This is a genomic window from Streptomyces seoulensis (assembly GCF_004328625.1).
Lineage (GTDB): Bacteria > Actinomycetota > Actinomycetes > Streptomycetales > Streptomycetaceae > Streptomyces > Streptomyces seoulensis.
This window is the reverse complement of sequence record NZ_CP032229.1, coordinates 5,472,708-5,491,674: the sequence shown is the minus strand read 5'-3', so window position 1 is coordinate 5,491,674 and position 18,967 is coordinate 5,472,708. Positions and strand designations below refer to the sequence as shown.

The following is an 18,967-nucleotide window of genomic DNA, read 5'->3' as shown; positions in this document are numbered from 1 at the left end:
CCTCCCAGTGAAGGCCGTTGACCTCAGTCGCGCGGGAACAGGTGGTGCAGCGGCTCCCCGGCGGCGAACCTCCGTACCTGCTCGACGATCAGGCGTTCCGCGCGCGGCCGGAACGAGGCCGAGCCGCCCGCGACATGCGGGGTGAGGAGCACACCGGGGGCGTGCCGCAGGGGGTGCTCCGCGGGCAGCGGCTCGGGGTCGGTGACGTCCAGGGCCGCCCGCAGCCTGCCGGACCGGGTCTCGGCGAGCAGGGCGCCGGTGTCCAGGGTGCGGCCGCGTCCGACGTTGACGACCAGCGCGCCGTCGGGCAGCGCGGCCAGCTCCTTCGCGCCGAACATGCCGACGGTGTGCGGGTTCTCGGGCAGCACGAGCACCACGATGTCCGTCTCCGGGAGCAGTGCGGGCAGGTCGGCCACCGCGTGGACGCCCGCCTCGGGCCGGGCGCGCCGCGCCACCCGGACGACATCCGCCTCGCAGGCGATCAGCCGCCGCTCCAGCGCCGCGCCGATCGAGCCGTAGCCGACGATGGTGACGCGGGCGTCGGCGAGGGAGCGGGTGAAGTGCGGCTCCCAGCGGCCGGCGGCCTGGTCGGCGGTCCACTGCGGGAGGTCCCGCTGGGCGGCGAGGATCAGCCCGAGGGCGTGTTCGGCGGTGGAGGCGTCGTGCAGGCCGCGCCCGTTGTGCAGGGTGACCCCGGCGGGCATGAGCGGGGCGAGCTTCTCGACCCCGGCGCTGAGTGACTGCACCGCGCGCAGGTTCGGCAGCTTCGGCAGCAGGCCGACGGCGTCCGGCACGGCGTAGGGCATCACCCACAGGCCGACGCCCGCGAGTACGCCGTCGGCGGGTTCGGTGCCGGGGGTGGTGCCGTCCCACATGTGGACATCCACACCATCGGGCCAGGGACCGTGGTGGCGGTCCAGATCGGGCCAGGGCAGCAGGACGCCGGTGGCGGTGTGGTGCAGATCTCTGGTCATCGGACCCTCCGTCTCGTACCGTGCTTTCCGTCCAGTGAAACACTTTCCATCACACGGAAAACAGGGGGTCTGGGATGACAGCGACGTCACCCGCCACCGACACCGCGTCGTCGGCACCCGAGCGGCCAGGCTTCTGGCGGTCCTCCCGCGCCCGGTATCTGATGCCGGTCGCGTTCGTCACGTACTCGCTCGCCTATCTCGACAAGTCCAACTACGCGATCGCCTCCGCCGGTGGCATGGCCGAGGACCTGAAGCTGTCGGCGGGGGCGGACTCCCTGATCGCCGCCTCGTTCTTCCTCGGCTACTTCTTCTTCCAGATCCCCGGCACGATCTACGCCGAACAGCGCAGCGCCCGCCGTCTGGTGGCCTGGTCGACCGTGGCCTGGGGCCTGCTCGCCGTGCTCCAGGGCATGCTCAGCAGCCCGGCCCAGCTCATCGCGGTGCGTTTCGCACTCGGTGTGGTGGAGGGCGCGGTGCTGCCGTCGATGGTGATGCTGCTCGGCCGCTGGTTCACGCGCGGTGAGCGCGGGCGGGCCAACACCTTCCTCATCCTGGGCAACCCGGTCACGGTGATGTGGCTGTCGGCGGTCTCCGGCTGGCTGGTGTCGGTCTCGGACTGGCGGGTGATGTTCGTCGCCGAGGGCGTGCCGTCGGTACTGTGGGGCGTGTGCTGCCTCTGGCTCATCAAGGACCGCCCGGAGCAGGCCCGTAACCTCCCCGAGCCCGAACTCGCGTTGCTGCGGGCGGACTTGGCGGCGGAGAAGGCGGCCGCACCGCCGGTGACCGGCACCCTGCGCGAGCGGTACGGACGAGTGCTGCGCTCCCCCGCCGTACTCACCATGGCCGCGCAGTATTTCTTCTGGTCCTTCGGCATGTACGGGTTCGTCTTCTGGCTCCCGGCCATCATCAAGAAGGGCTCCGGCGAGGGCATCGGCGCGACCGGCCTGCTCACCGCGATCCCGTACGCCGGCGCGGCGGTGGCGATGCTGGTCAACTCCCGCCTCTCCGACCGCAGCGGGCGCCGGCGGGTGGCCGTCTGGCCCTGGCTTGCCTGCGGCGGCCTCGCCCTGCTCGGCTCGTACGCGGCCGGGGACGACTTCCCGCTCGCCCTCACCCTGCTCGTGGTGGCCGGCGTCTGCCTGTACGCCCCGTACGGCCCGTACTTCGCGCTCGTCACCACCCTCGCCCCGCCGGGGATCGCGGGCGCGGCCGTCGCGCTGGTCAACTCCTTCGGCGCGCTGGGCTCGTTCGCCGGGACCTATCTCGTCGGCTGGGTGCGCGGCACCGAACTGGGCGACGCGGGCGCCTTCGGCCTGATGGCGGTGTGCACCCTGGTCGCCGCCGCGCTGACCCTCGCGGCACCCGAGCCCGCGAGGAGCGCCGGCCCGGTCCCGGTACGGTGACCACCGAGGCGGCGGCCCTCCCCCGGACGGCTGCCGCACCCGTCCCCACCACGGCCACGACCGAAAGGCGCGCACGGTGACCACACCATCCGGCGACGACATGCTGGGCCGGGGGCTGCGGCTGCTCACCGTGCTGGCCGAGCACCCCGCCGGCCTCGGCGTCAGCGCCGCCGCCCGCGCCGCGCAGCTGCCCGTGAGCAGCGCGCACCGCATCCTCGGCCGCCTGGTCGAGGAACGGTTCGCGACCTACGACGAGGAGGCCCGGCGGTACGCGCTGGGCTCCCGCGTGCTGGAGCTGTCCCGGGGCTTCCAGCGCTCCCCGGCGGGCTACTCGGCGGCGGCCGCGCCGATGCGCAGACTCGGCGCGCGCACCGGACTCCCGGTCATCGCGGGCATCCTGAACGACAGCGAGGTGCTGCTCGTCCTCTCCGTGCAGGGCACCCAGCACCTCCAGCTGCGCAACGCCGAGGGCACCCGTAACCCCTGGCACGCCACCTCGCTCGGCAAGGCACTGGCCGCCTGGCTCCCGGAGGCGGACCGCGAACGCCTGCTCGCCGGCCCGCTCCCGGCGGTGACCCCCCGTACGGTCACCGATCCCGCCCTGCTGCGCGCGGAGTTGGCGCTCGTGCGGGAGCGGGGCTGGGCGGAGGTCGACGAGGAGAACGAGATCGGCGTCCGCTCGATCGCGGTGGCGCTGCCCGACACCCCGGAGGGCACCCCGCCGCTGGCGCTGTCGCTGGCCGCGACGGTCATCCTGACGGACGCGGACCAACTCCGCGCACACGCGCCCGCGTTGCGGGAGTGCGCGGAGGAGGTCGCGGCACGGATGTCGCCCTGAGGGGGTTACGAGTACGCCGGCCCTAGCAGAACCAGCCGTCCTGGACCCAGCCCCGGCGGTTGATGTCACCGTAGGCGAAGCCGTACGCCCAGCCGGACTGCTTGCTCTCCACCAGGAACGTCTGTCCCTTGCTGAGCGTGCCCATCCAGGCGCCCACCGGCTCGGTCCGCACGAAGAGGTCCTGCGCGCAGACGGTCTCCCGGACGCCGACGGTGCCGTTGGCGGCCTGCGCGGGGCCGGAGCCCAGCAGCAGCACGGAGCCGACGGCGGCCACGAGCGCCGCGAAGCGGACGGTACGGGGTGCGGACATGGCCTTGCCTCCCTGGTCCCGGCTCACCATGAGCCGTAGCCGCCGATGCATTCGTCACGCACATAGCCCCAGTCGTTGGGGCCGAAGTCGAAGGTGGCGGCCCAGCCGTTGTAGACGGGGTGCGCGCCACGGGTGTGGCCGACCTTGTCGCCGTGGTACAGCGTCCGGACCAGGCCGGTGGGGCCGGAGGAACTGTCGTAGTTGGCGTAGAAGCTGGCGCTCTGGCAGGTGATCACCGCGTGGTCCGGGACGACGGCCGCCTGGGCCGGGGCCTGGAGCAGCGCGGCGGTGGCCAGCACGGGGGCGGCGAGAGCGAGGGCTCGTCCGAGCAGGGGCACGACGCATCGACTCCTCGTGGGGGAGGTGTGGGTTGACGCGGGTAGACCGTAGCGCGAATTGACATGCCCGCAACAGAGCGCCCCGACCGGGAAGATCAGATGTCCGCGCCCCCGCCGGCGTGACGTTCCTCGGTGACGGGGCCGTGCCAGTCCAGGCAGAGGACGGTGGCGTCGTCCTCGATGCGCTCGCCGCAGGCCGCGATGACCGCGGCGACCAGGCTTCGTACGACCTCGCGCGGGTGCTCCGTGGCGGTGGCTTCGAGGAGCGCGGGGAGATCGACGGACTCCGCCCGCCGTTCCTGCATGCCGTCGGTGCAGAGCAGCAGGCGGTCGCCGGGCCGCAGGTCGAGATCCTGCGCCTTGTACGGGCCGTGCAGTCCGGTCACGCCGAAGGGCAGGTTGACGTCCAGGGGGATCTGTTCGACCGCACCGTCGCGCAGCCGCAGCGGCCAGACGTGCCCGGCGTTGACGATCTGGGCACGGCTGCCGTCGAGGGCGATGCGCAGCAGCTGGCCGGTGGCGAAGGTGCGCCGGCCGTGGTCGAGGAGGGCCTGGTGGATGCGGTGGGCCTGCTCCGCGAGTCCGGCCCCGGCTCTGCGGGCGCCACGCGAGGCGTTGACCAGCAGGGTGGCCATGAGGGCGGCGTCGACGTCGTGGCCCATCGCGTCGGTGATGGACAGGTGCAGGGTGTCGCGGTCGAGGCTGTAGTCGTAGGTGTCACCGGCGTTGCTGTCGGCCGTGACCAGGGCGCCGGCGAGAGCGAACTCGGCGGCCTCGCAGGAGGGCGCGGAGGGCAGCAGCTGACGCTGGATCTCGGCGGCGAGGCTCACCGGGGTCGTGCGCTGGCCCCAGTGGTACAGATCCGTGAAGCGGCGGTCGGTGACCACGATGTACGCCAGCGCGTGCGCGGCCTCCTCGACCTGCTCCAACACGTCCTGGGTGACCTCGGGCAGCCACAGTTCCAGGACCCCGATGGCGTCCCCTCGGTTGGTGACCGGGGCGAGGACCTGCTGCCCCTCCCCGGCGTCCCCCGCCCGTACCGGCTTCTGACCGCGCAGGACCTCCTCGTAGACACTGCCCGCGAGGGGAATCCGGTCGGCGTGGTGACCCTGGCGGGTGACCGTCTCCTCGGCGACCCTGACCACGCACCGGCCGACGACGTCGACGAACAGGAACGACACGTACTGCGCCCCGAACCGGTCGCGCAGGTTGCGTGCGACCACGTCGACCGAGGCCACCGGCGCCGCGGCCTCCGCCGCCTCCAGCACCTCGGCCAGTCCGATCCTGTCGCCCGTCACATGAGCCTCCCTGGTCGACCATTCTCCTTCCCGTCGGCCGGGCCGGCACTCGAACGTGGTCCGTGTCACCCCCCTCATTCGAGGACCGGGGGCGTCGACCGCATGCCCCGGCTCCAGCGCAGCGTCAGCCGGACCAGCCCGGCCAGGGTGAGCAGCCAGGTGGCCGCGAACACCCAGAGCAGCATGGGGTGCGCGTAGGCGACCGCGACCGCGAGCAGGGTGAGCGAGACGACGGCGAAGGCGAGCACGGCGGCGGTGAGGGCCCGCGAGCGCCGCCGGGCCGGGGCGGCGAGCGGGGCCCGCATCTCCTGGAGCCGGCGGGCGAGCGCCGGGTCACGGCCGAGCGCGCGCTCCATCTCGGCCAGTACGCGCTTCTCGTGCGGCGACAGCCGGACGTCCTTCATGGCGAGCACCTCCCGCTCGGAGCCGTCACCTGTCCTTCCGCCGTCCACGCGCCCCCGGATGCGGCGAAGGGGCCGCGCCCGTCGGACGCGACCCCTTGTGGTGCACTGCTGCTAGTCGAGCAGCGTGACCGAGTAGTCCAGCGTGGTGCCGGTGACGGAGTACGTCGCCGTCTGGCCGTTGTCGCAGTACGAGACGTACCGGTTGCCGTAGTTCTTGGTGCCGGCGACGGCGTCGACGTACGGGCGCAGGTCGGTGTCCTCCGGGAACGACGTGGTCGTCAGGTCGATGGTCCGGGTCTGGTTCACGGGGTAGTCGTCCGTCGACGGCGACTGCTCCCCGGTACGGGTGGTCGCGGCCCAGGAGAGCACGAACCCGGAGTTGTTCACCACCGCGACCTTCTGGACACAGGGCGTCGCCTGCGCGGGCGCGGCCTGCGCGGTCACCGCCGGGACGGCGGCGAGCGCGACGGCGCCCATCAGCGGCAGCGCGGTCCTGAAGAGCTTGCGGTTCATCGTTCGACTCCCTCTCGTGGAACGTCAAGTCCCTTTCTGTGTGCGGGACTTGGGATGCGGCGCGAGTACCCGGAGATGCCCGCAGGGCACTCCTGCCGTACGCACGGCGCAGGGAATCGGCCATTCGTTCGGATCGAGGGGAGGCGACGGGGCGCAGCGGCCCGCGAGACACGCGTCAAGCCTGCTGACCGACCGTGCGCCCGCGTTCGTCATCGCGGCCCGGGGGGCGTCGCCGGCCACCGGTGGGCCGCCGTCGTGCGAAGCGGGCATGGATACGGAATGGCCGAATCCGAAGGCGTCAGGCGGGCCAGGTGTGACCGAGGGAGAAGTCGACCACCACGGCGAAGGTCAGGTACATGCACCAGAGGGCCGTCAGGAGGCGGAACAGGCCCATCAGACGTTCCAGGGCGGGGACACCGGCGAAGGTCACGAACTTCGCGGCGTAGACCAGGAAGAGGCCGACGAAGAGCACCCCGACCGGCCAGGAGTGCGCCGCGAAGAACACCAGGGCGCCGAGCGCGCCGAGCACCATGAACGAGAGGGAGAACCCGACCATCGGCGCCCTCTTCGGCGAGCCGCAGCGCCACGGCGGCGCCGATGCCCCGGCTGCCACCGGTGACCAGGGCGACGTTTCCTTCGCATCGGTTCATGCCGTCGAGCCTGGCCGTCAGCCGCGCCGGGGGCGGGCGGGAACCGGACCCGGCGTCGCGCCGGTCAGTGTCCGGCGCCGAGTTCGATGCACAGGACCCCGACCGCGATGAGACCGATACCGGCGCCCATGACCTTGGTGAGGGGCTCGCCGAACAGGACGCGGGTGGCCACGGCGGTGAGGGCGACCCCGGCTGCGGCCCAGATCCCGTAGGCGACACCGAGAGCCATGCCACCGTTCAGGGCCAGACTGAGGAAGGTGAAGGCCGCCAGGTAGCCGGTCACGGTTCCGGCGAGCCAGCGCTTGCCGCGCCCCCGGGAGGCCATGCCCAGGCACAGCGTGCCGGCGACTTCGATGAGGATCGCCGCGCCGAGGTAGGCCCAGGTCATGAGGGTGCCCCTTCGTCGCGGGAGCGGGGCGAGGGGGCGGACTGCGCGGGCGGCGCCGACCGTGCCGACTGCGCGCCGAGTTCGACGCAGAGCACGCCCCCGATCACCAGGGCGATGCCGATGCCCATCACCCCGGTGAGCGGGTCGCCGAAGAACAGCGCGGCCAGGATCGCGGTGAGGGCGACACCGGATGCGCCCCAGATGCCGTACGCGACCCCGAGGGCCAGTCCGGCGCGCAGCACGAGGGCCAGGACGGTGAGGGAGCCGACGTAGCCGAGGGCCACGAGGACGTAGAACGCCGGATGGTCGAGGGCGCCGCGCAGGGAGAGGGTGGCGGTGACTTCGAGCAGGATCGCCGTGGAGAGCAGCAGCCACTTCCTCATGACGCGGGGTCCTCCGCCAGCAACCCCTCGACGACGGCCAGCAGTTCGGCACGGTCGCGGCCGGGGACCGGGAAGACCCCGGTGGCGGCGGCCGTCCAGTACCCGTCGGCCAGCAGTCGGGCGGCCGTGAGCCGGGCCCGTACCGCGCCCGGCAGGTCGTCGGGCAGGGTGAGCCAGGGCTCGATACGGCACACCCAGGCGTCGGTCAGCGCGGTGCGGTAGTGCGCGTCGGTGTAGATGGCGAAGTCGGCGCGGTCGAACGGGGCGTTCAGGGCGACGTCGACATGGGCCCGGATGCGCTGGGCCGGGGTGGCGGTCTCCAGGGGCCGGCCGAGCTGTTCGAGCAGGAGCTTCTCCCACCGGTCGGCGACATGGGCGACCACCCCCAGCATCAGGGCTTCCTTGGTCGGAAAGTGGTACATGAGCCCCGGCTTCGACAGCCCGACCTCCTTCGCCGCCGCCTCCAGCGTGATCGCCCCGCCGCCCTCGGCCCGGAGCAGGTTCAGCGCACCGTCGAGGATGCGCTGCTTCGCGTTCTTGGCCATGGGGCGACTTTACCAACCGGTTGGTAAAGCACAGTGGCAGGCCAGCTTACTGGACCGCTCGGTCAAGAACAGATACGGTTCCCCCGTGGCTAGGACCAAGGAATTCGACCCGGACGCGGCACTCCAGTCAGCCCTCGAACTGTTCTGGCGGCGCGGCTACGAGGCGACCTCGATGGCGGACCTCGTGGCGCACCTCGGCATCGGCCGGGCCAGCATCTACGCCACCTTCGGCAACAAGCACGACCTGTACCTGAGGGCGCTGGACCGCTACAACGAGCGCCGCGACCTGACCCTCCTGCACGAGCTGTCCCAGCCGGGCCCTGCGCTGCCCGCCGTACGCGCGGTGATCCGGCGCTTCGCGGCCGAGGCGAGCAGTGAACTCCAACGCGGCAAAGGATGTTTCGTCACCAACACGGCGGTCGAACTGGGCTCGGACGACCCGGCGGCGGCCGGCCGGGTCGGCACCAGCTGGGATCACGTGGAGACCTTGCTGCACTCGGCGCTGGTACGGGCCCGCGCCCAGGGCGAGCTGCCCCAGGACCGTGACCCGCGGGCACTCGCCCGGATGCTGCTGGTGCTGATGCAGGGCCTGCGGGTGGTCGGCAAGGCGTCGAGCGGTCCGGGGCGGGTCGTGGACGCGGCCGAGCAGGCGCTGAAGCTGCTGGACTGAGCGCGGGCGGTGCCGCAAATCTGGAACGAACAGTCAAAAAGGGGAGTCGTCACTGTGACCGCACGCTTCACCGGCAAGTCCGTCCTCGTCACCGGCGCGGGTTCCGGCATCGGCCGGGCCGTCGCGCTCGCCTTCGCCGCCGAGGGGGCCTCGGTGGTCGCGGCGGGCCGCACCGCCGCCCCGCTGGACGAGACCGTGAAGCTCATCGAGGCGGCGGGCGGCGAGGCGGCCGCGATCACGGCCGACGTGAGCCGCTCCGCAGAGGTCCGGGAGCTGGTCCGCCGTACCGTCGACCGGTTCGGCAGCCTCGACGTCGCGGTCAACAACGCGGGCGTCTTCCGGGGCGGCGGGCCCGTGGCCGACCTGCCCGAGGAGGACTGGCGGGCCCTGCTCGACATCAACGTCAGCGGCGTCCTGTTCTGCCTCCAGGCCGAGGTCGCCCGGATGCGCACCCAGCCCGGCGGCGGCGCGATCGTCAACATCGCCTCCAACCTCGGCGCGCACCGCCGCGCCAAGGGCCTGGCCGCGTACATCGCGAGCAAGGCGGCCGTCTCCGCGCTGACCCGCGCGGCCGCGCTGGACCACATCGGCGACGGAGTGCGCGTCAACGCCGTGAGCCCCGGCCCGTCCGACACCGCGATGTCGCTGCGGCCGGGCGAGACCGACGAGGACCGGGCGGCCCGGATGAAGGACGTGGCGCCGCTGGGGCGGGTGTCCTCCACCGCCGAGATCGCGGCGGCGGTGCTGTACCTGGCCTCACCGGACGCCGCCTCCGTGGTCGGCGCCGATCTGGTGGTGGACGGGGGCGCGGCGGCCTGACCCGGCTGCCAGGAGGCGACGCCCGCTACCAGGGGACGACGCCCGCGTCCTCGTAGAACGTCCCGGACGGTCCGTCGTCGGGCAGGGTGGCGAGCCGGACCGCCGTGGCCGCGCCCTGCTCGGGGGTGCGGGAGCCCGCGTGGCCGTTGAAGTCGGTGGCCACCAGGCCGGGGCACATGGCGTTGATCAGAACGCCGGTACCGGCGAGCTGCCGGGCGTACTGCACGGTCATGCCGTTGAGGAACGTCTTCGAGGGGGCGTACGCCGCCATGACCGGCCCGACGTCGATGTCCGGGTCCGCCTGCCGGGTCAGGGAACCGACCGAGCTGGAGACGTTGACGATGCGCGGCGCGGCCGAGCGGCGCAGCAGGGGCAGCATCGCGTTGGTCACCCGGATGACGCCGAGGACGTTGGTGTCCACGACCGTGCGGACCATGTCGAGGTCGATCGTGGTCGGGTCCTGGACCCAGTCCGGCCCCAGGTCGCCGGAGATGCCCGCGTTGTTGACCAGGACGTCCAAGCCTCCCTCCTGCTTCTCGATCAGCGCGGCCGCCTCGGCCACGCTCCGGTCGTCGGTGACGTCCAGCGGCACCCCGAAGGCGTCCACCCCGGCGGCCCGGAGCTTCTCGACCGCCGCCTCCCGCCGCGCGGCGTCGCGGGCGCCTACCCCAACCCGAAAGCCGAGGGTGCCGAGGCCGGCCGCGATCTCGTACCCGATTCCCTTGTTCGCGCCGGTGACCAGCGCGGTCTTCGCTTCGCTCATAGTTCGATGCTCGCTCCGGGACGGGGGGTGGTGCCAACACCAATGGGGTGGGCTGTGATACCTGGCGGGTATCACCGGGTCTACGCTGGGCGCATGGAGGCACTGGAGACGCGTGAGCTGCGGTATTTCATGGCCGTCGCGGAGGAGCTGCACTTCGGGCGCGCGGCCGAACGCCTCGGGATGGCGCAGCCGCCGCTGTCGCGGGCGATCCAGCAGCTGGAGCGGCGTCTCGGGGTGTCCCTGCTGGCCCGCGACCGCCGGGGTGTCTCCCTGACCGGCGCCGGTGAGGTGCTGCTGCACGAGGGCCGGGTGGCGCTCGACGCGGCCACCGCCGCCGCCCGCCGCACCCGCCGCGCGGGCGACGCCGACGCGGCAGGCGGCTCCCGTGACCGCCTGGTGCTGGCGGTGAAGGCCGCCGCCTCCCACGACCTGCTGCAGAAGCTGCTCGGCGCCTACGCGGCCGAGCCCGGCGCCGCCGAGATCGAGGTGCTGCCCAGCGGGATGTGCGAGCAGGAGGAGATGCTGCGCGACGGCCGGGCCGACGTGGCCCTGATGCACGCTCCGTTCAACTCCCTCGCCGGGTTCGACCACGAGGAGCTGATGCGCGAGGGCCAGATCGCCGTGCTCCCCGCCGGGCATCCGCTCGCCGCGCGCACGACGCTCACGACGGCCGACATCACCGACGTGCCCGGCCTGCCGCACGCCCGCTGGCCCCGCGACGGGTCGTACCCGCCGGGGCCGGGTCCCGAGATCCACGACCAGACCCAGTTGGCCCAACTGATCGCGCTGGGGCGGACCATGGCCGTCTTCCCCGAGTCGGCCCGCGCCTGGCTGTGGTCCGAGCACGCCGCCGTACCGCTGACCGACGCGCCCCAGGTCGTCACCCACATCGCCTGGCCCGCGCACAGCCGCTCGGTCGCCCTGGCGGGTCTCATCCGTACGGCGACCCGGCTCTGACGGTGCCAGACTGGCCGGGTGACGGACCTGGACCGGCGGCTTGAGCAGACCATCATGGGCCTGCTGGAGCAGCGTGCAGACACGTCCTCGATCTGCCCCTCCGACGCCGCCCGCGCGGCCTACGAGGGTGACGACGACGGCTGGCGGGACCTGATGGAACCGGCGCGCCGGGCGGCCTGGCGGCTGGTCGCGGCCGGTGAGGTGGAGGTGACCCGGTCGGGGCAGCCGGTGAAGGAGACCGAGGCGCGCGGTCCGATCCGCATCCGCCGCGCCCGCCGGTAGCGCGCCTCCTCCCCCCGACGCCTCGGGGTCGAACTCCCCCTCTTTGCCCTACCGTTGGCGCATGGCGCTGCATCACCACAGTGACCGGCCGTGGCGTGTGCGAGTGGACGACGAGGAGGGCACGCCCTGTGGCGCCGGCGTGCTGCTGGACGACCGGCACGTGCTGACCTGCGCGCATGTGGTCCGGTACGCCGGGGCGGCACCCGGAGGCGCCACGTCCCGGGTGCGGATCAGCAGCGTGGCGTGCCGCCCGGAGTGGAGCCGTACCGCGCACGTGGCGCCGGGCACCTGGGTGCACGAGAGCGGCACCCAGCGCGGGGACGTGGCGCTGCTCGAACTCGACGAACCGGCCGGGTGCGGCATCCGTACGACGCTGTGGAAGGCGCCCATCTCCGGCGGCACGGTCCAGGTGTACGGCTTCCCGCAGCACGCGCCGTTCGGCATGGGCGCCGACGCGCGGCTGGCCGGGTCCGGTCACCGGCAGGGCGAGTGGGGCCTGTTGAACCGGCTGCGCGAGGGCGTCCCGTGGATCGAGCCGGGGTACTCGGGCGCCGGTGCGATGGCGGTGGGCGGGGAGTTCGACGGCCATGTGATCGGCATCGTGGTCGCCGACTACGTCAACGGCGACGAGAAGGCGGCCTGGATGCTACCGACCGAGACGATCCTCAGGTACCTCCCCGCGATCGAGGAGTTCACCGGCGGCGATCCCGCCGACGAACTGGGTCCCACACGCGGCGAGTTGCCGCCGGATGTACTGGGCGACCCGCTTCGGCTCGCGCTGACACAGGAGCTGACCCGGCTGCTCGACAGCGGCTGGTGCGGCACCGCCGTGGTCGGCACCGGCGGCACGACCGCCGTGGGCGACTCCTGGCTGGTCCGGCTGGTGCGCACGGCCGACCCGGCGGGCCGGGTGGGCGTGTCCGACGCCGAGCTGACCGCTTCCCCCGGCGACACCGTCCTCGGCCTTGGCACCATCGACGCGGCCTACGACGCGCGCGGCCGGACGGTCGGCGACTTCGCCGGCTACCTCACCCGCCGCTTCGGCCTCCCCGGCGGCGACCCGCACGAGGTACGGCGGCAGCTGCTGCGCCGCAGGCCCCCCGCCTGCCTGGTGGTCGGCGGCGTCGACCGCGCCCGCGACCCCGAGGCCCTCCTCGGCGAGCTGCTGGGCCAACTGGCCGCCCGTGCCCGCTCGCGCGGCCTCCGTCTCGTCCTCGGCTTCGAGGCCACACCCCCGCCCGGCCTGTCCTACGACGTCTCCCTGGACCCCGAACCGCTGCGCGGGAACCCCGCCCGGAACGTGGGCGCCCCCGAGGTCCAGACGGCCGTCGAGCGGCTCGCCGCACAGGAGGAGACGGCATCGGCGCTCCAACTGGACTGGGGCGTACGGTTCTTCGCCGCACCCAGGCTGCCACCGCTGGCCGCGCCCCGCCTGCGGGTCCGGCTGGCCGTGGCCCGCGCGACCGGGCCCAGTCCCGAACTCGGCGCCATCCACGACGAGGCCACCGGCGCCCGCGCCGCGCTGACCCGGTTCGAGCACGGTCTGCGCCGCATGATCACGGCCCACGAGGACCTCACCACCTCACTGGAGCTGCACCGCCTCCGGGCTGCCCGGTACTTCGGCGACGAGGACCGCCCGCTCGCCGAACGGCACGCCCCGGCCGCACGCGCCCTCCAGACCGAGCCCATCGACCTCGGGGCCGCCCGCGAGCTGGTCCGGCGCTATCTCGACGAGGTGAACCGCCGGTTCGAGGAGAGGTGACGGATGACGACGAGCCGTCCGGCGTGCACCCGCCCCGACTGCGGGCGCGGCACCATCGACGAACAGGGCTTCTGCGACCGCTGCGACCGGCCGCCGCTGCCGGGGCCCGTCGCGACTCCCGAGCACCCGGTGCGGGCGGGCGCGGGCGTGGCCCAGGTCCGCCCCGACCCCTGGTACGGCCTCGGTCTGGTCGACCCCGTGCAGGCCCCGGAGGCCCAGCGGGCCCCGGACGTGGCCCCCGAGCCGGTCGCCGAACAGCACCGTTTCTGCGCCAACCCGGCATGCGGGCAGCCGGTCGGCCGCGACCACGACGGTGAGCCGGGCCGGACCACCGGCTTCTGCCCGCAGTGCGGCACCGCCTTCGACTTCACCCAGCCGGGCGGCTTCACCATCGCCGACCGCTACGAGGTCCGGCGCACCCTCGGCTCGGGGGCGTACGGCGCGGCCTACCTCGCCCACGACCGCAACCTGGCGACCGATGTCGTCCTCAAGGCGCTGCACAGGTCGGTGGCCAAGACCGCGCTGCACGAGCGGGACATCCTGGTGGAGCTGCGTCACGACAGCATCGTCCGCATCCTCGGCTACGAGGACGAGGGCCCGCACCTGGTCCTGGAGTACGTACCCGGTGAACCCCTCGCGGCCCGCCCCGGCGACCGGCTCGAAACCCTGCTCGCGCACGGCGTGCGGGTCCTCCAGGCGCTGGACTATCTGCACGCGCGCGGCCTGTTGCACTGCGACGTGAAGCCGCTGAACATCATCCGCTTCCGGGAGGAGAACCCGGCGGGCCCCCTCGACCGGGTGCGGCTCATCGACTTCGGCGCGGTGCGCAGCCAGACCGAGGACACCGGCCCGGTGGTGGCGTTCACCCGCGCCTACGCGCCCCCGGAGTCCGACCCGGAGCATCTGCGCCCGACCCCCGGCTTCGACCTGTACGGGCTCGGCATGACCCTGCGCGAGGTCTGCCGCTCCTACGGCACCGACCGCTCCGCACCCGGCGTCGACTCCCTGCACCTGCTGCTGGAGCGCGCCACGCACCCCGAGCCGTGCCGGCGGTTCGGGTCGGCCCGGCAGTTCGCGGAGCAGCTCAGCGGTGTCGTACGGCAGGTGGTGGCGGCCCCTCCCACCTGCCGTCAGGTGACGCGCCTGTCCGCCCTGTTCGGTCCGGCGCCGGAGCCGCTGCACGGCGGCCTGGGCGCCGCCCGCCCCCTCGCCCACTGGGCCGGAGCGCGGCCTGAGAAGGACGCGCTGCTGGAGATGGCCCCGCCGTTTCGCACCCCGGACCCCGGTGACGTGGCGGCCACCCTCCCGGCTCCGCCGTCCGACCCCGACGACCCGGGCGGCGGAGGCGCGCTCACCGAGAGCCGGCTGGCCCTGCGCCGACGGGATGCCGGGGCGGCGGCGGAGCGGCTAGCGGCGGCGGACCTGCCCGACTGGCACTGGCTCACCGGCTGGTACCGCGGCCTGATCGCCCTGGCCGACGGGCACCCGCAGCAAGCCGGCACCGCGTTCACCGAGGCGCGCCGGGCGCTGCCCGGGGAGCTGATACCGGCCCTCGCCCTCGGCCTGTGCGCCGAGCTCGACGGCGACCGCACCGCTGCCCGGTCGCACTACGGCACCGTCTTCGACACCTCCCCCGCCCTCGGCGCGGCCGGCTTCGGCCTGGCCCGCGTACTGCTGCCCGCCGGGGAGCGGGCCAGGGCGGTGGAGGTCGCCGAGAAGCTGGCCAAGGAGTTCCGCTACGAGCGCGAGGCACGCGTCGCGGCGGTACGCCTGCGGGTCATGACCCTCCCGGATCTCGCCCCGCCCACCGAGGACGACGTGGACCGGGCCAGGGCCGCGCTGCCCGCCCTCGACGTGACCGACGCGGCCGCCGCCGCGCTCCGCGCCGAGATCCAGTACGCGGAGTTCCTGCGCACCGGCGACCGGCTGAGGCTGTCGGACGCCGTCCGCGCCCTCGGCCCGCACGCCACCACCGAACGCGAGTACGTCGCCCTGGTGGACCTGGCCAACGCGCTGCGGCCGAAGCCGAGTTGGGGATGGTGGGGAAAGCGCGACAGATCGGGTCACACCCGTTCCGGAGCCGTACCCGGACGGTTAAGCTTGTAAGACGTTCCGTCGATGACGGGAGCACGCTCCGCGACGAGGCGCAGCGACAGATCGGGGGGTGCCGGTGGGGGACAGGACACCCTTGGGGCTCAGCTTTGCCCTGGAAGTGGACTCGCCCTCGGACCTGCCCTACGACGAGCGGCGCGCGGACGCTCTGATCACCGTCACCGCGGAGTCGGCCGTCGGTCCGGCCCCGCGGGTGCGGAGCGCCCAAGTCCTCATCATGGACCGCTCGTTGTCCATGTCGCGGCGCAAGCTGGACGAGGCGAAGCGCGCGATGTGCGCGGCGATCGACACCCTGCGCGACGGCACCCTGCTGGGGATCGTCGCGGGCAACCACCGGGCCGAGGTGATCTTCCCGCCGACGGGCGGGCTGGCGGTGGTGGACGCACGGTCCCGCGAGGACGCGAAGCTCCGGGTCATCGGCCAACTCCCCGAAGGCGGAACGGCGATCGGCCAGTGGCTCGACCGCGCACGCGACCTGTTCACCTCGGTGGACTCCCCCGGCACGGTGCGCCACGCCGTGCTCTACACGGACGGCAAGGACGAGCACGAGACACCCGAACAGCTCGGGGAGATCCTCGCGTCGTGCGCCGACCGGTTCATCTGCCACGCGCGGGGCCTGGGCGACGACTGGCACCACGACGAACTCCTGCGCATCACCCAGGCGTTGCACGGCACCGCCGAGGCGGTCGTCACCATCGCGGACCTCACCGAGGACTTCACCCGCCTGATGCGGGAGGCCCAACGGATCGTGGTCCCCCGGCTGTACCTGGGCCTGCGCCTCAACAGCCGCTTCCAGCTCGCCTTCGTACGGCAGACCCGCCCGGCCGAGGCCGATCTGATGGTGCGTCAACTCCGGGATGGCGAGACGCATGTCCCCCTGGGCTCATGGCCCGCGGAGTCCCGCCAGTACCAGGTCTCCCTCCGCTTCGACCCCGACACCCTGACCGTCGACGAACTGCTGCGGGCCGCCCGTGTCACCCTGCACGCCGAGTTCCCCGACGGCACCCGCCGCCCCTGCGCGGAGAGCGCGGCCATGGTGGTACGGCGCCGCGCGACCCCCGGCTTCGGCATCGCCCGCTCCCCCGACCTCACCCGCGTCGAGAACGAACGCGAACTCGGCATGGCCATGCGCGCCTGCGCGGACGCCCGGTTGCGCGGCGACCTCGACCGGGCGGACCACGAACTGCGCCTGGCGACCGGCCTCGCGGAATCCCTCGGGGACACGGCACGCCTGCGGCTGCTGCGCGCGGTCGCGACCACCGGCCCCGACGGCCTGCCCCGGCTGCGACGGGACGCCTCCCGTGGCCAGCTGCTCCGGATCGGCGTCGACTCCACCAAGACGGTGAGCCGCCCGGCCGACGCTCGCGAACTCGCCCTGCGTGACACCGGGTTGCCCCGTGTGTGCCCCAGGTGCGACACGACGGCGACCAATCCCACGGCCAAGTTCTGTGAGAGGTGCGGCCATTCGCTCGCGGACGCGGGCCCGGTGGACGCGTGGTGACCGGCGGCCGGCCGCGCATGCCGCATACGGTCGTGCTGCTGCGGTGGCTGCGCGCGGGCACGCTCGGCATGGTGGCGGTGACGGCGCTGCTGTACCTGGTGGTGGCTAACGGGGCCGAGGAGCAGATCGCCGCCGCCGACCGCACGACGACGGCCATCCGGCACATCGGCGCGGCGTACGACCAGGCTGGGGCGGCCGACTCCGCGCTGGAGGCCGTCTCCCGGACCGGCGCGATCGACCTGATCGGCACCAGCGGGGACTTCGCCAACGCCACCGCCCGGGTCAGCTCCCACCTCACCTCGGCGACCGAGGGCAACGCGGCCGGGGAACAGGGGCTCAGCCACATCCAGTTCGTACAGGGCCAGTTGACCACCTGCGTCCAGTCGGCCAACACGGCGGTCCTGGACGGCAGTCCGGGCCTGGACCGGGCGCGCGCCGCGCTGGACGACGCCCCCGAGTACGACGGCAGGCGCCCCGTCCCCTTCACCGGTGGCCTCAAGCAGTCGCTCAGGGACCTGAAGGCGCTGGAGGCCGAGGCCCGCGACCACCAGCGCGGCTCGGGCTGGCGCGACCCCGGCCTGCTCCGGCCCCTGTTCCTGGCCCCGCTGGCGGTCATGCTGCTCCTGACCGGCGTCACCGGCCGTCTGGTCGTCCACCGCTTCCGCAGATACCCCGGGCCGGCCCTCGTCCTGGCCCCGCTGGTCACCGCGTCGATCAGCATCCCCATGTGCACGATCAACCCGCCGGACGTGTCGATCGCGCTGCCCGTGCTCGCCGCCGCCGGAGCACTCGGATACCTGGCGTACCGTCCCCGGCTGGCCGAGTACAGATTCCCGCGCCCGTGAGACGGCCCACGGCACCGCTCCTGCGCTGCGCCATGGCCCTCGGGCTGCTGCTGGCGTCCGTGGCGTGCGGCGGAACGGAGCGGAGCAAGGTGACGATCATGGTCCCCTGGTCCGGCACCGAGTTCCAGGCGTTCTACGCGGTGGTCAAGGACTTCGAGCGCGGCCACCCCGGCATCGACGTCGAGCCCCAGGTCACCCGCGCCCTCACCCAGCAGCTCGACGCGGCGGTGGGCGCCGGCGCCAGGCCCGACCTGGCCGTGCTGCCCAGCGTGGGCGCGATCACCAAGTACCGGGCCGAGGGCGCGCTGCGGAAACTCGACGTCGACACCCGTGCGTACGTCCAGCCCTTCCGCGCCCTCGGCATGCACGGCGGTGAGGTGTACGCGGTCCCGGTGAAGGCCGACCTCAAGAGCCTGATCTGGTACGACGCCCGTTCCTCCGAAGCACCCTCACCGACGTGGTCCGGTCACCATCACTGGTGCCTGGGGCTGGAGTCGGGGCCGACCTCCGGCTGGCCGGGGGCCGACTGGATCGCGGACCTGGTGCTCTCCGAGGCGGGCGTCGACACCTACACCGACTGGGCCTCGGGCGACGCGGAGTGGGCCGAGGGTCCGGTCGCGGAGGCGTGGACGGCGTGGGGCAGGCTGATGGGGGCCGGCCTCAAGGGCGCGACCGCGCGGAACTTCCGCCAGGCCGCCGACAGCTCGGACGCGCGGGGGTGTTCGCTGAGCCACGGTTCCCTCTCCGCGATGCCGTTCGACTCGACCCAGGTGAGCGACGAGCAGTACACCTACGTACCGTCCTCGCGCGACGCCCTGGAGGTCTCGGCGGACTTCGTCGGGAAGTTCACCCGGAACGAGGGCGCCGACGCGTTCATCCGGTACCTGGCGAGCACCGAGGCCCAGCGGACCTGGGTGAACCAACCCGGCTTCGCGGTCTCCGCCGACCGGCAGGTGACGGAGTACGACAACGCGACCCAGGGCCGGATCGCCGGGATACTCCGGTCCCCGTACTTCGCGCTCTGCTTCAGCGCCGCCGACGCGATGGACCCCGATGTGTCCGCCGCGTTCTACCGGGCGGTGCTGGACTACGCGAACGGCAAGGAACCGGGGCCGCTGCTGGCCGCGCTCGACAAGGTCCAGCGGCAACTCGGCTACCTCTCGGCCGAGTCCGCGCCCACCCCGCTGTGCAGCACACCGAAACCACGCTGAC

The 18,967-nt window shown here is 73.3% G+C and carries 22 protein-coding genes; 11 read left to right on the top strand and 11 right to left on the bottom strand.

Going from position 1 to position 18,967, the window contains the following annotated elements:
* Positions 1 to 23: 23 nt before the first annotated feature.
* On the bottom strand, positions 24 to 974 hold the full coding sequence (locus tag D0Z67_RS25200) for a 2-hydroxyacid dehydrogenase (protein ID WP_031181482.1): 951 nt from the start codon (positions 972 to 974) through the stop codon (positions 24 to 26).
* A gap of 74 nt (positions 975 to 1,048) precedes the next feature.
* Here D0Z67_RS25200 and D0Z67_RS25195 point away from each other — a divergent pair, with 74 nt between their 5' ends.
* Both D0Z67_RS25195 and D0Z67_RS25190 read left to right on the top strand, forming a co-directional pair.
* The gene (locus D0Z67_RS25195) at positions 1,049 to 2,377 is read left to right on the top strand and encodes an MFS transporter (RefSeq protein ID WP_078873337.1); all 1,329 of its coding nucleotides are present in this window, start codon (positions 1,049 to 1,051) and stop codon (positions 2,375 to 2,377) included.
* A 76-nt stretch (positions 2,378 to 2,453) separates the two neighbouring features.
* Positions 2,454 to 3,215, top strand: coding sequence for an IclR family transcriptional regulator (locus D0Z67_RS25190; protein ID WP_234312773.1), 762 nt, complete (start codon positions 2,454 to 2,456; stop codon positions 3,213 to 3,215).
* A 22-nt stretch (positions 3,216 to 3,237) separates the two neighbouring features.
* On the opposite strand, the gene D0Z67_RS25185 is transcribed toward D0Z67_RS25190, so the two are convergent.
* The 9 genes from D0Z67_RS25185 to D0Z67_RS25145 all read right to left on the bottom strand — a co-directional run bounded on the left by D0Z67_RS25185 (position 3,238) and on the right by D0Z67_RS25145 (position 8,044).
* Positions 3,238 to 3,525, bottom strand: a complete 288-nt coding sequence (locus D0Z67_RS25185) for a hypothetical protein (protein WP_031181485.1) — start codon at positions 3,523 to 3,525, stop codon at positions 3,238 to 3,240.
* Positions 3,526 to 3,548: 23 nt separating this feature from the next.
* Positions 3,549 to 3,863, bottom strand: coding sequence for a hypothetical protein (locus D0Z67_RS25180; RefSeq protein ID WP_031181486.1), 315 nt, complete (start codon positions 3,861 to 3,863; stop codon positions 3,549 to 3,551).
* A 95-nt stretch (positions 3,864 to 3,958) separates the two neighbouring features.
* Complete coding sequence (locus D0Z67_RS25175) at positions 3,959 to 5,161, bottom strand: PP2C family protein-serine/threonine phosphatase (RefSeq protein WP_031181487.1); 1,203 nt, start codon at positions 5,159 to 5,161, stop codon at positions 3,959 to 3,961.
* Between the two features lie 74 nt (positions 5,162 to 5,235).
* A complete protein-coding gene (locus D0Z67_RS25170; protein WP_031181488.1) occupies positions 5,236 to 5,565 on the bottom strand; it encodes a DUF3040 domain-containing protein in 330 nt (109 codons plus the stop codon).
* A gap of 111 nt (positions 5,566 to 5,676) precedes the next feature.
* Entirely contained in the window at positions 5,677 to 6,078 is a 402-nt protein-coding gene (locus tag D0Z67_RS25165) for a hypothetical protein (protein WP_031181489.1), read from the bottom strand.
* Between the two features lie 298 nt (positions 6,079 to 6,376).
* The gene (locus D0Z67_RS29770) at positions 6,377 to 6,634 is read right to left on the bottom strand and encodes a hypothetical protein (protein WP_031181490.1); all 258 of its coding nucleotides are present in this window, start codon (positions 6,632 to 6,634) and stop codon (positions 6,377 to 6,379) included.
* A 158-nt stretch (positions 6,635 to 6,792) separates the two neighbouring features.
* A complete protein-coding gene (locus D0Z67_RS25155; RefSeq protein ID WP_031181491.1) occupies positions 6,793 to 7,116 on the bottom strand; it encodes a DMT family transporter in 324 nt (107 codons plus the stop codon).
* Positions 7,113 to 7,499: a DMT family transporter gene (locus tag D0Z67_RS25150; protein ID WP_051887734.1), complete on the bottom strand. Its 387-nt coding sequence runs from the start codon at positions 7,497 to 7,499 to the stop codon at positions 7,113 to 7,115. Before D0Z67_RS25150 ends, D0Z67_RS25155 begins: the two co-directional genes overlap by 4 nt.
* Positions 7,496 to 8,044, bottom strand: a complete 549-nt coding sequence (locus D0Z67_RS25145) for a TetR/AcrR family transcriptional regulator (RefSeq protein WP_031181493.1) — start codon at positions 8,042 to 8,044, stop codon at positions 7,496 to 7,498. Before D0Z67_RS25145 ends, D0Z67_RS25150 begins: the two co-directional genes overlap by 4 nt.
* An 85-nt stretch (positions 8,045 to 8,129) precedes the next feature.
* On the opposite strand from D0Z67_RS25145, the gene D0Z67_RS25140 reads away from it, so the two are divergent.
* Together D0Z67_RS25140 and D0Z67_RS25135 are read left to right on the top strand one after the other, a co-directional pair.
* Positions 8,130 to 8,714, top strand: coding sequence for a TetR/AcrR family transcriptional regulator (locus tag D0Z67_RS25140; protein ID WP_031181494.1), 585 nt, complete (start codon positions 8,130 to 8,132; stop codon positions 8,712 to 8,714).
* 54 nt (positions 8,715 to 8,768) lie between these two features.
* Positions 8,769 to 9,533, top strand: coding sequence for an SDR family NAD(P)-dependent oxidoreductase (locus D0Z67_RS25135; RefSeq protein ID WP_031181495.1), 765 nt, complete (start codon positions 8,769 to 8,771; stop codon positions 9,531 to 9,533).
* Positions 9,534 to 9,558: 25 nt separating this feature from the next.
* On the opposite strand, the gene D0Z67_RS25130 is transcribed toward D0Z67_RS25135, so the two are convergent.
* A complete protein-coding gene (locus D0Z67_RS25130; RefSeq protein ID WP_031181496.1) occupies positions 9,559 to 10,296 on the bottom strand; it encodes an SDR family oxidoreductase in 738 nt (245 codons plus the stop codon).
* A gap of 93 nt (positions 10,297 to 10,389) precedes the next feature.
* Here D0Z67_RS25130 and D0Z67_RS25125 point away from each other — a divergent pair, with 93 nt between their 5' ends.
* The 7 genes from D0Z67_RS25125 (at position 10,390) to D0Z67_RS25095 (ending at position 18,966) form a co-directional block, all read left to right on the top strand.
* Positions 10,390 to 11,253, top strand: a complete 864-nt coding sequence (locus D0Z67_RS25125; RefSeq protein WP_031181497.1) for a LysR family transcriptional regulator — start codon at positions 10,390 to 10,392, stop codon at positions 11,251 to 11,253.
* Positions 11,254 to 11,271: 18 nt separating this feature from the next.
* Positions 11,272 to 11,535 carry a DUF3253 domain-containing protein gene (locus D0Z67_RS25120; protein WP_031181498.1) on the top strand — a complete coding sequence of 88 codons (264 nt, stop codon included), beginning with the start codon at positions 11,272 to 11,274 and terminating at the stop codon, positions 11,533 to 11,535.
* A 61-nt stretch (positions 11,536 to 11,596) separates the two neighbouring features.
* Positions 11,597 to 13,297, top strand: coding sequence for a trypsin-like peptidase domain-containing protein (locus tag D0Z67_RS25115; RefSeq protein ID WP_078873341.1), 1,701 nt, complete (start codon positions 11,597 to 11,599; stop codon positions 13,295 to 13,297).
* A 3-nt stretch (positions 13,298 to 13,300) separates the two neighbouring features.
* The gene (locus D0Z67_RS25110) at positions 13,301 to 15,403 is read left to right on the top strand and encodes a tetratricopeptide repeat protein (protein WP_031181500.1); all 2,103 of its coding nucleotides are present in this window, start codon (positions 13,301 to 13,303) and stop codon (positions 15,401 to 15,403) included.
* Between the two features lie 82 nt (positions 15,404 to 15,485).
* Positions 15,486 to 16,910: a VWA domain-containing protein gene (locus tag D0Z67_RS25105; protein WP_165507359.1), complete on the top strand. Its 1,425-nt coding sequence runs from the start codon at positions 15,486 to 15,488 to the stop codon at positions 16,908 to 16,910.
* Between the two features lie 17 nt (positions 16,911 to 16,927).
* Positions 16,928 to 17,755 carry a hypothetical protein gene (locus D0Z67_RS25100; protein ID WP_131589711.1) on the top strand — a complete coding sequence of 276 codons (828 nt, stop codon included), beginning with the start codon at positions 16,928 to 16,930 and terminating at the stop codon, positions 17,753 to 17,755.
* A complete protein-coding gene (locus D0Z67_RS25095; protein WP_131589710.1) occupies positions 17,752 to 18,966 on the top strand; it encodes an ABC transporter substrate-binding protein in 1,215 nt (404 codons plus the stop codon). Before D0Z67_RS25100 ends, D0Z67_RS25095 begins: the two co-directional genes overlap by 4 nt.
* The last annotated feature ends 1 nt before the right edge of the window (position 18,967 follow it).

Bases quoted from the DNA above. Each gene is read 5' to 3' on its own strand.
- D0Z67_RS25200 (WP_031181482.1), bottom strand. From the start codon at position 974: ATGACCAGAGATCTGCACCACACCGCCACCGGCGTCCTGCTGCCCTGG.
- D0Z67_RS25195 (WP_078873337.1), top strand. From the start codon at position 1,049: ATGACAGCGACGTCACCCGCCACCGACACCGCGTCGTCGGCACCCGAG.
- D0Z67_RS25185 (WP_031181485.1), bottom strand. From the start codon at position 3,525: ATGTCCGCACCCCGTACCGTCCGCTTCGCGGCGCTCGTGGCCGCCGTC.
- D0Z67_RS25170 (WP_031181488.1), bottom strand. From the start codon at position 5,565: ATGAAGGACGTCCGGCTGTCGCCGCACGAGAAGCGCGTACTGGCCGAG.
- D0Z67_RS25165 (WP_031181489.1), bottom strand. From the start codon at position 6,078: ATGAACCGCAAGCTCTTCAGGACCGCGCTGCCGCTGATGGGCGCCGTC.
- D0Z67_RS29770 (WP_031181490.1), bottom strand. From the start codon at position 6,634: ATGGTCGGGTTCTCCCTCTCGTTCATGGTGCTCGGCGCGCTCGGCGCC.
- D0Z67_RS25155 (WP_031181491.1), bottom strand. From the start codon at position 7,116: ATGACCTGGGCCTACCTCGGCGCGGCGATCCTCATCGAAGTCGCCGGC.
- D0Z67_RS25150 (WP_051887734.1), bottom strand. From the start codon at position 7,499: ATGAGGAAGTGGCTGCTGCTCTCCACGGCGATCCTGCTCGAAGTCACC.
- D0Z67_RS25145 (WP_031181493.1), bottom strand. From the start codon at position 8,044: ATGGCCAAGAACGCGAAGCAGCGCATCCTCGACGGTGCGCTGAACCTG.
- D0Z67_RS25130 (WP_031181496.1), bottom strand. From the start codon at position 10,296: ATGAGCGAAGCGAAGACCGCGCTGGTCACCGGCGCGAACAAGGGAATC.
- D0Z67_RS25125 (WP_031181497.1), top strand. From the start codon at position 10,390: ATGGAGGCACTGGAGACGCGTGAGCTGCGGTATTTCATGGCCGTCGCG.
- D0Z67_RS25115 (WP_078873341.1), top strand. From the start codon at position 11,597: ATGGCGCTGCATCACCACAGTGACCGGCCGTGGCGTGTGCGAGTGGAC.
- D0Z67_RS25110 (WP_031181500.1), top strand. From the start codon at position 13,301: ATGACGACGAGCCGTCCGGCGTGCACCCGCCCCGACTGCGGGCGCGGC.
- D0Z67_RS25100 (WP_131589711.1), top strand. From the start codon at position 16,928: ATGCCGCATACGGTCGTGCTGCTGCGGTGGCTGCGCGCGGGCACGCTC.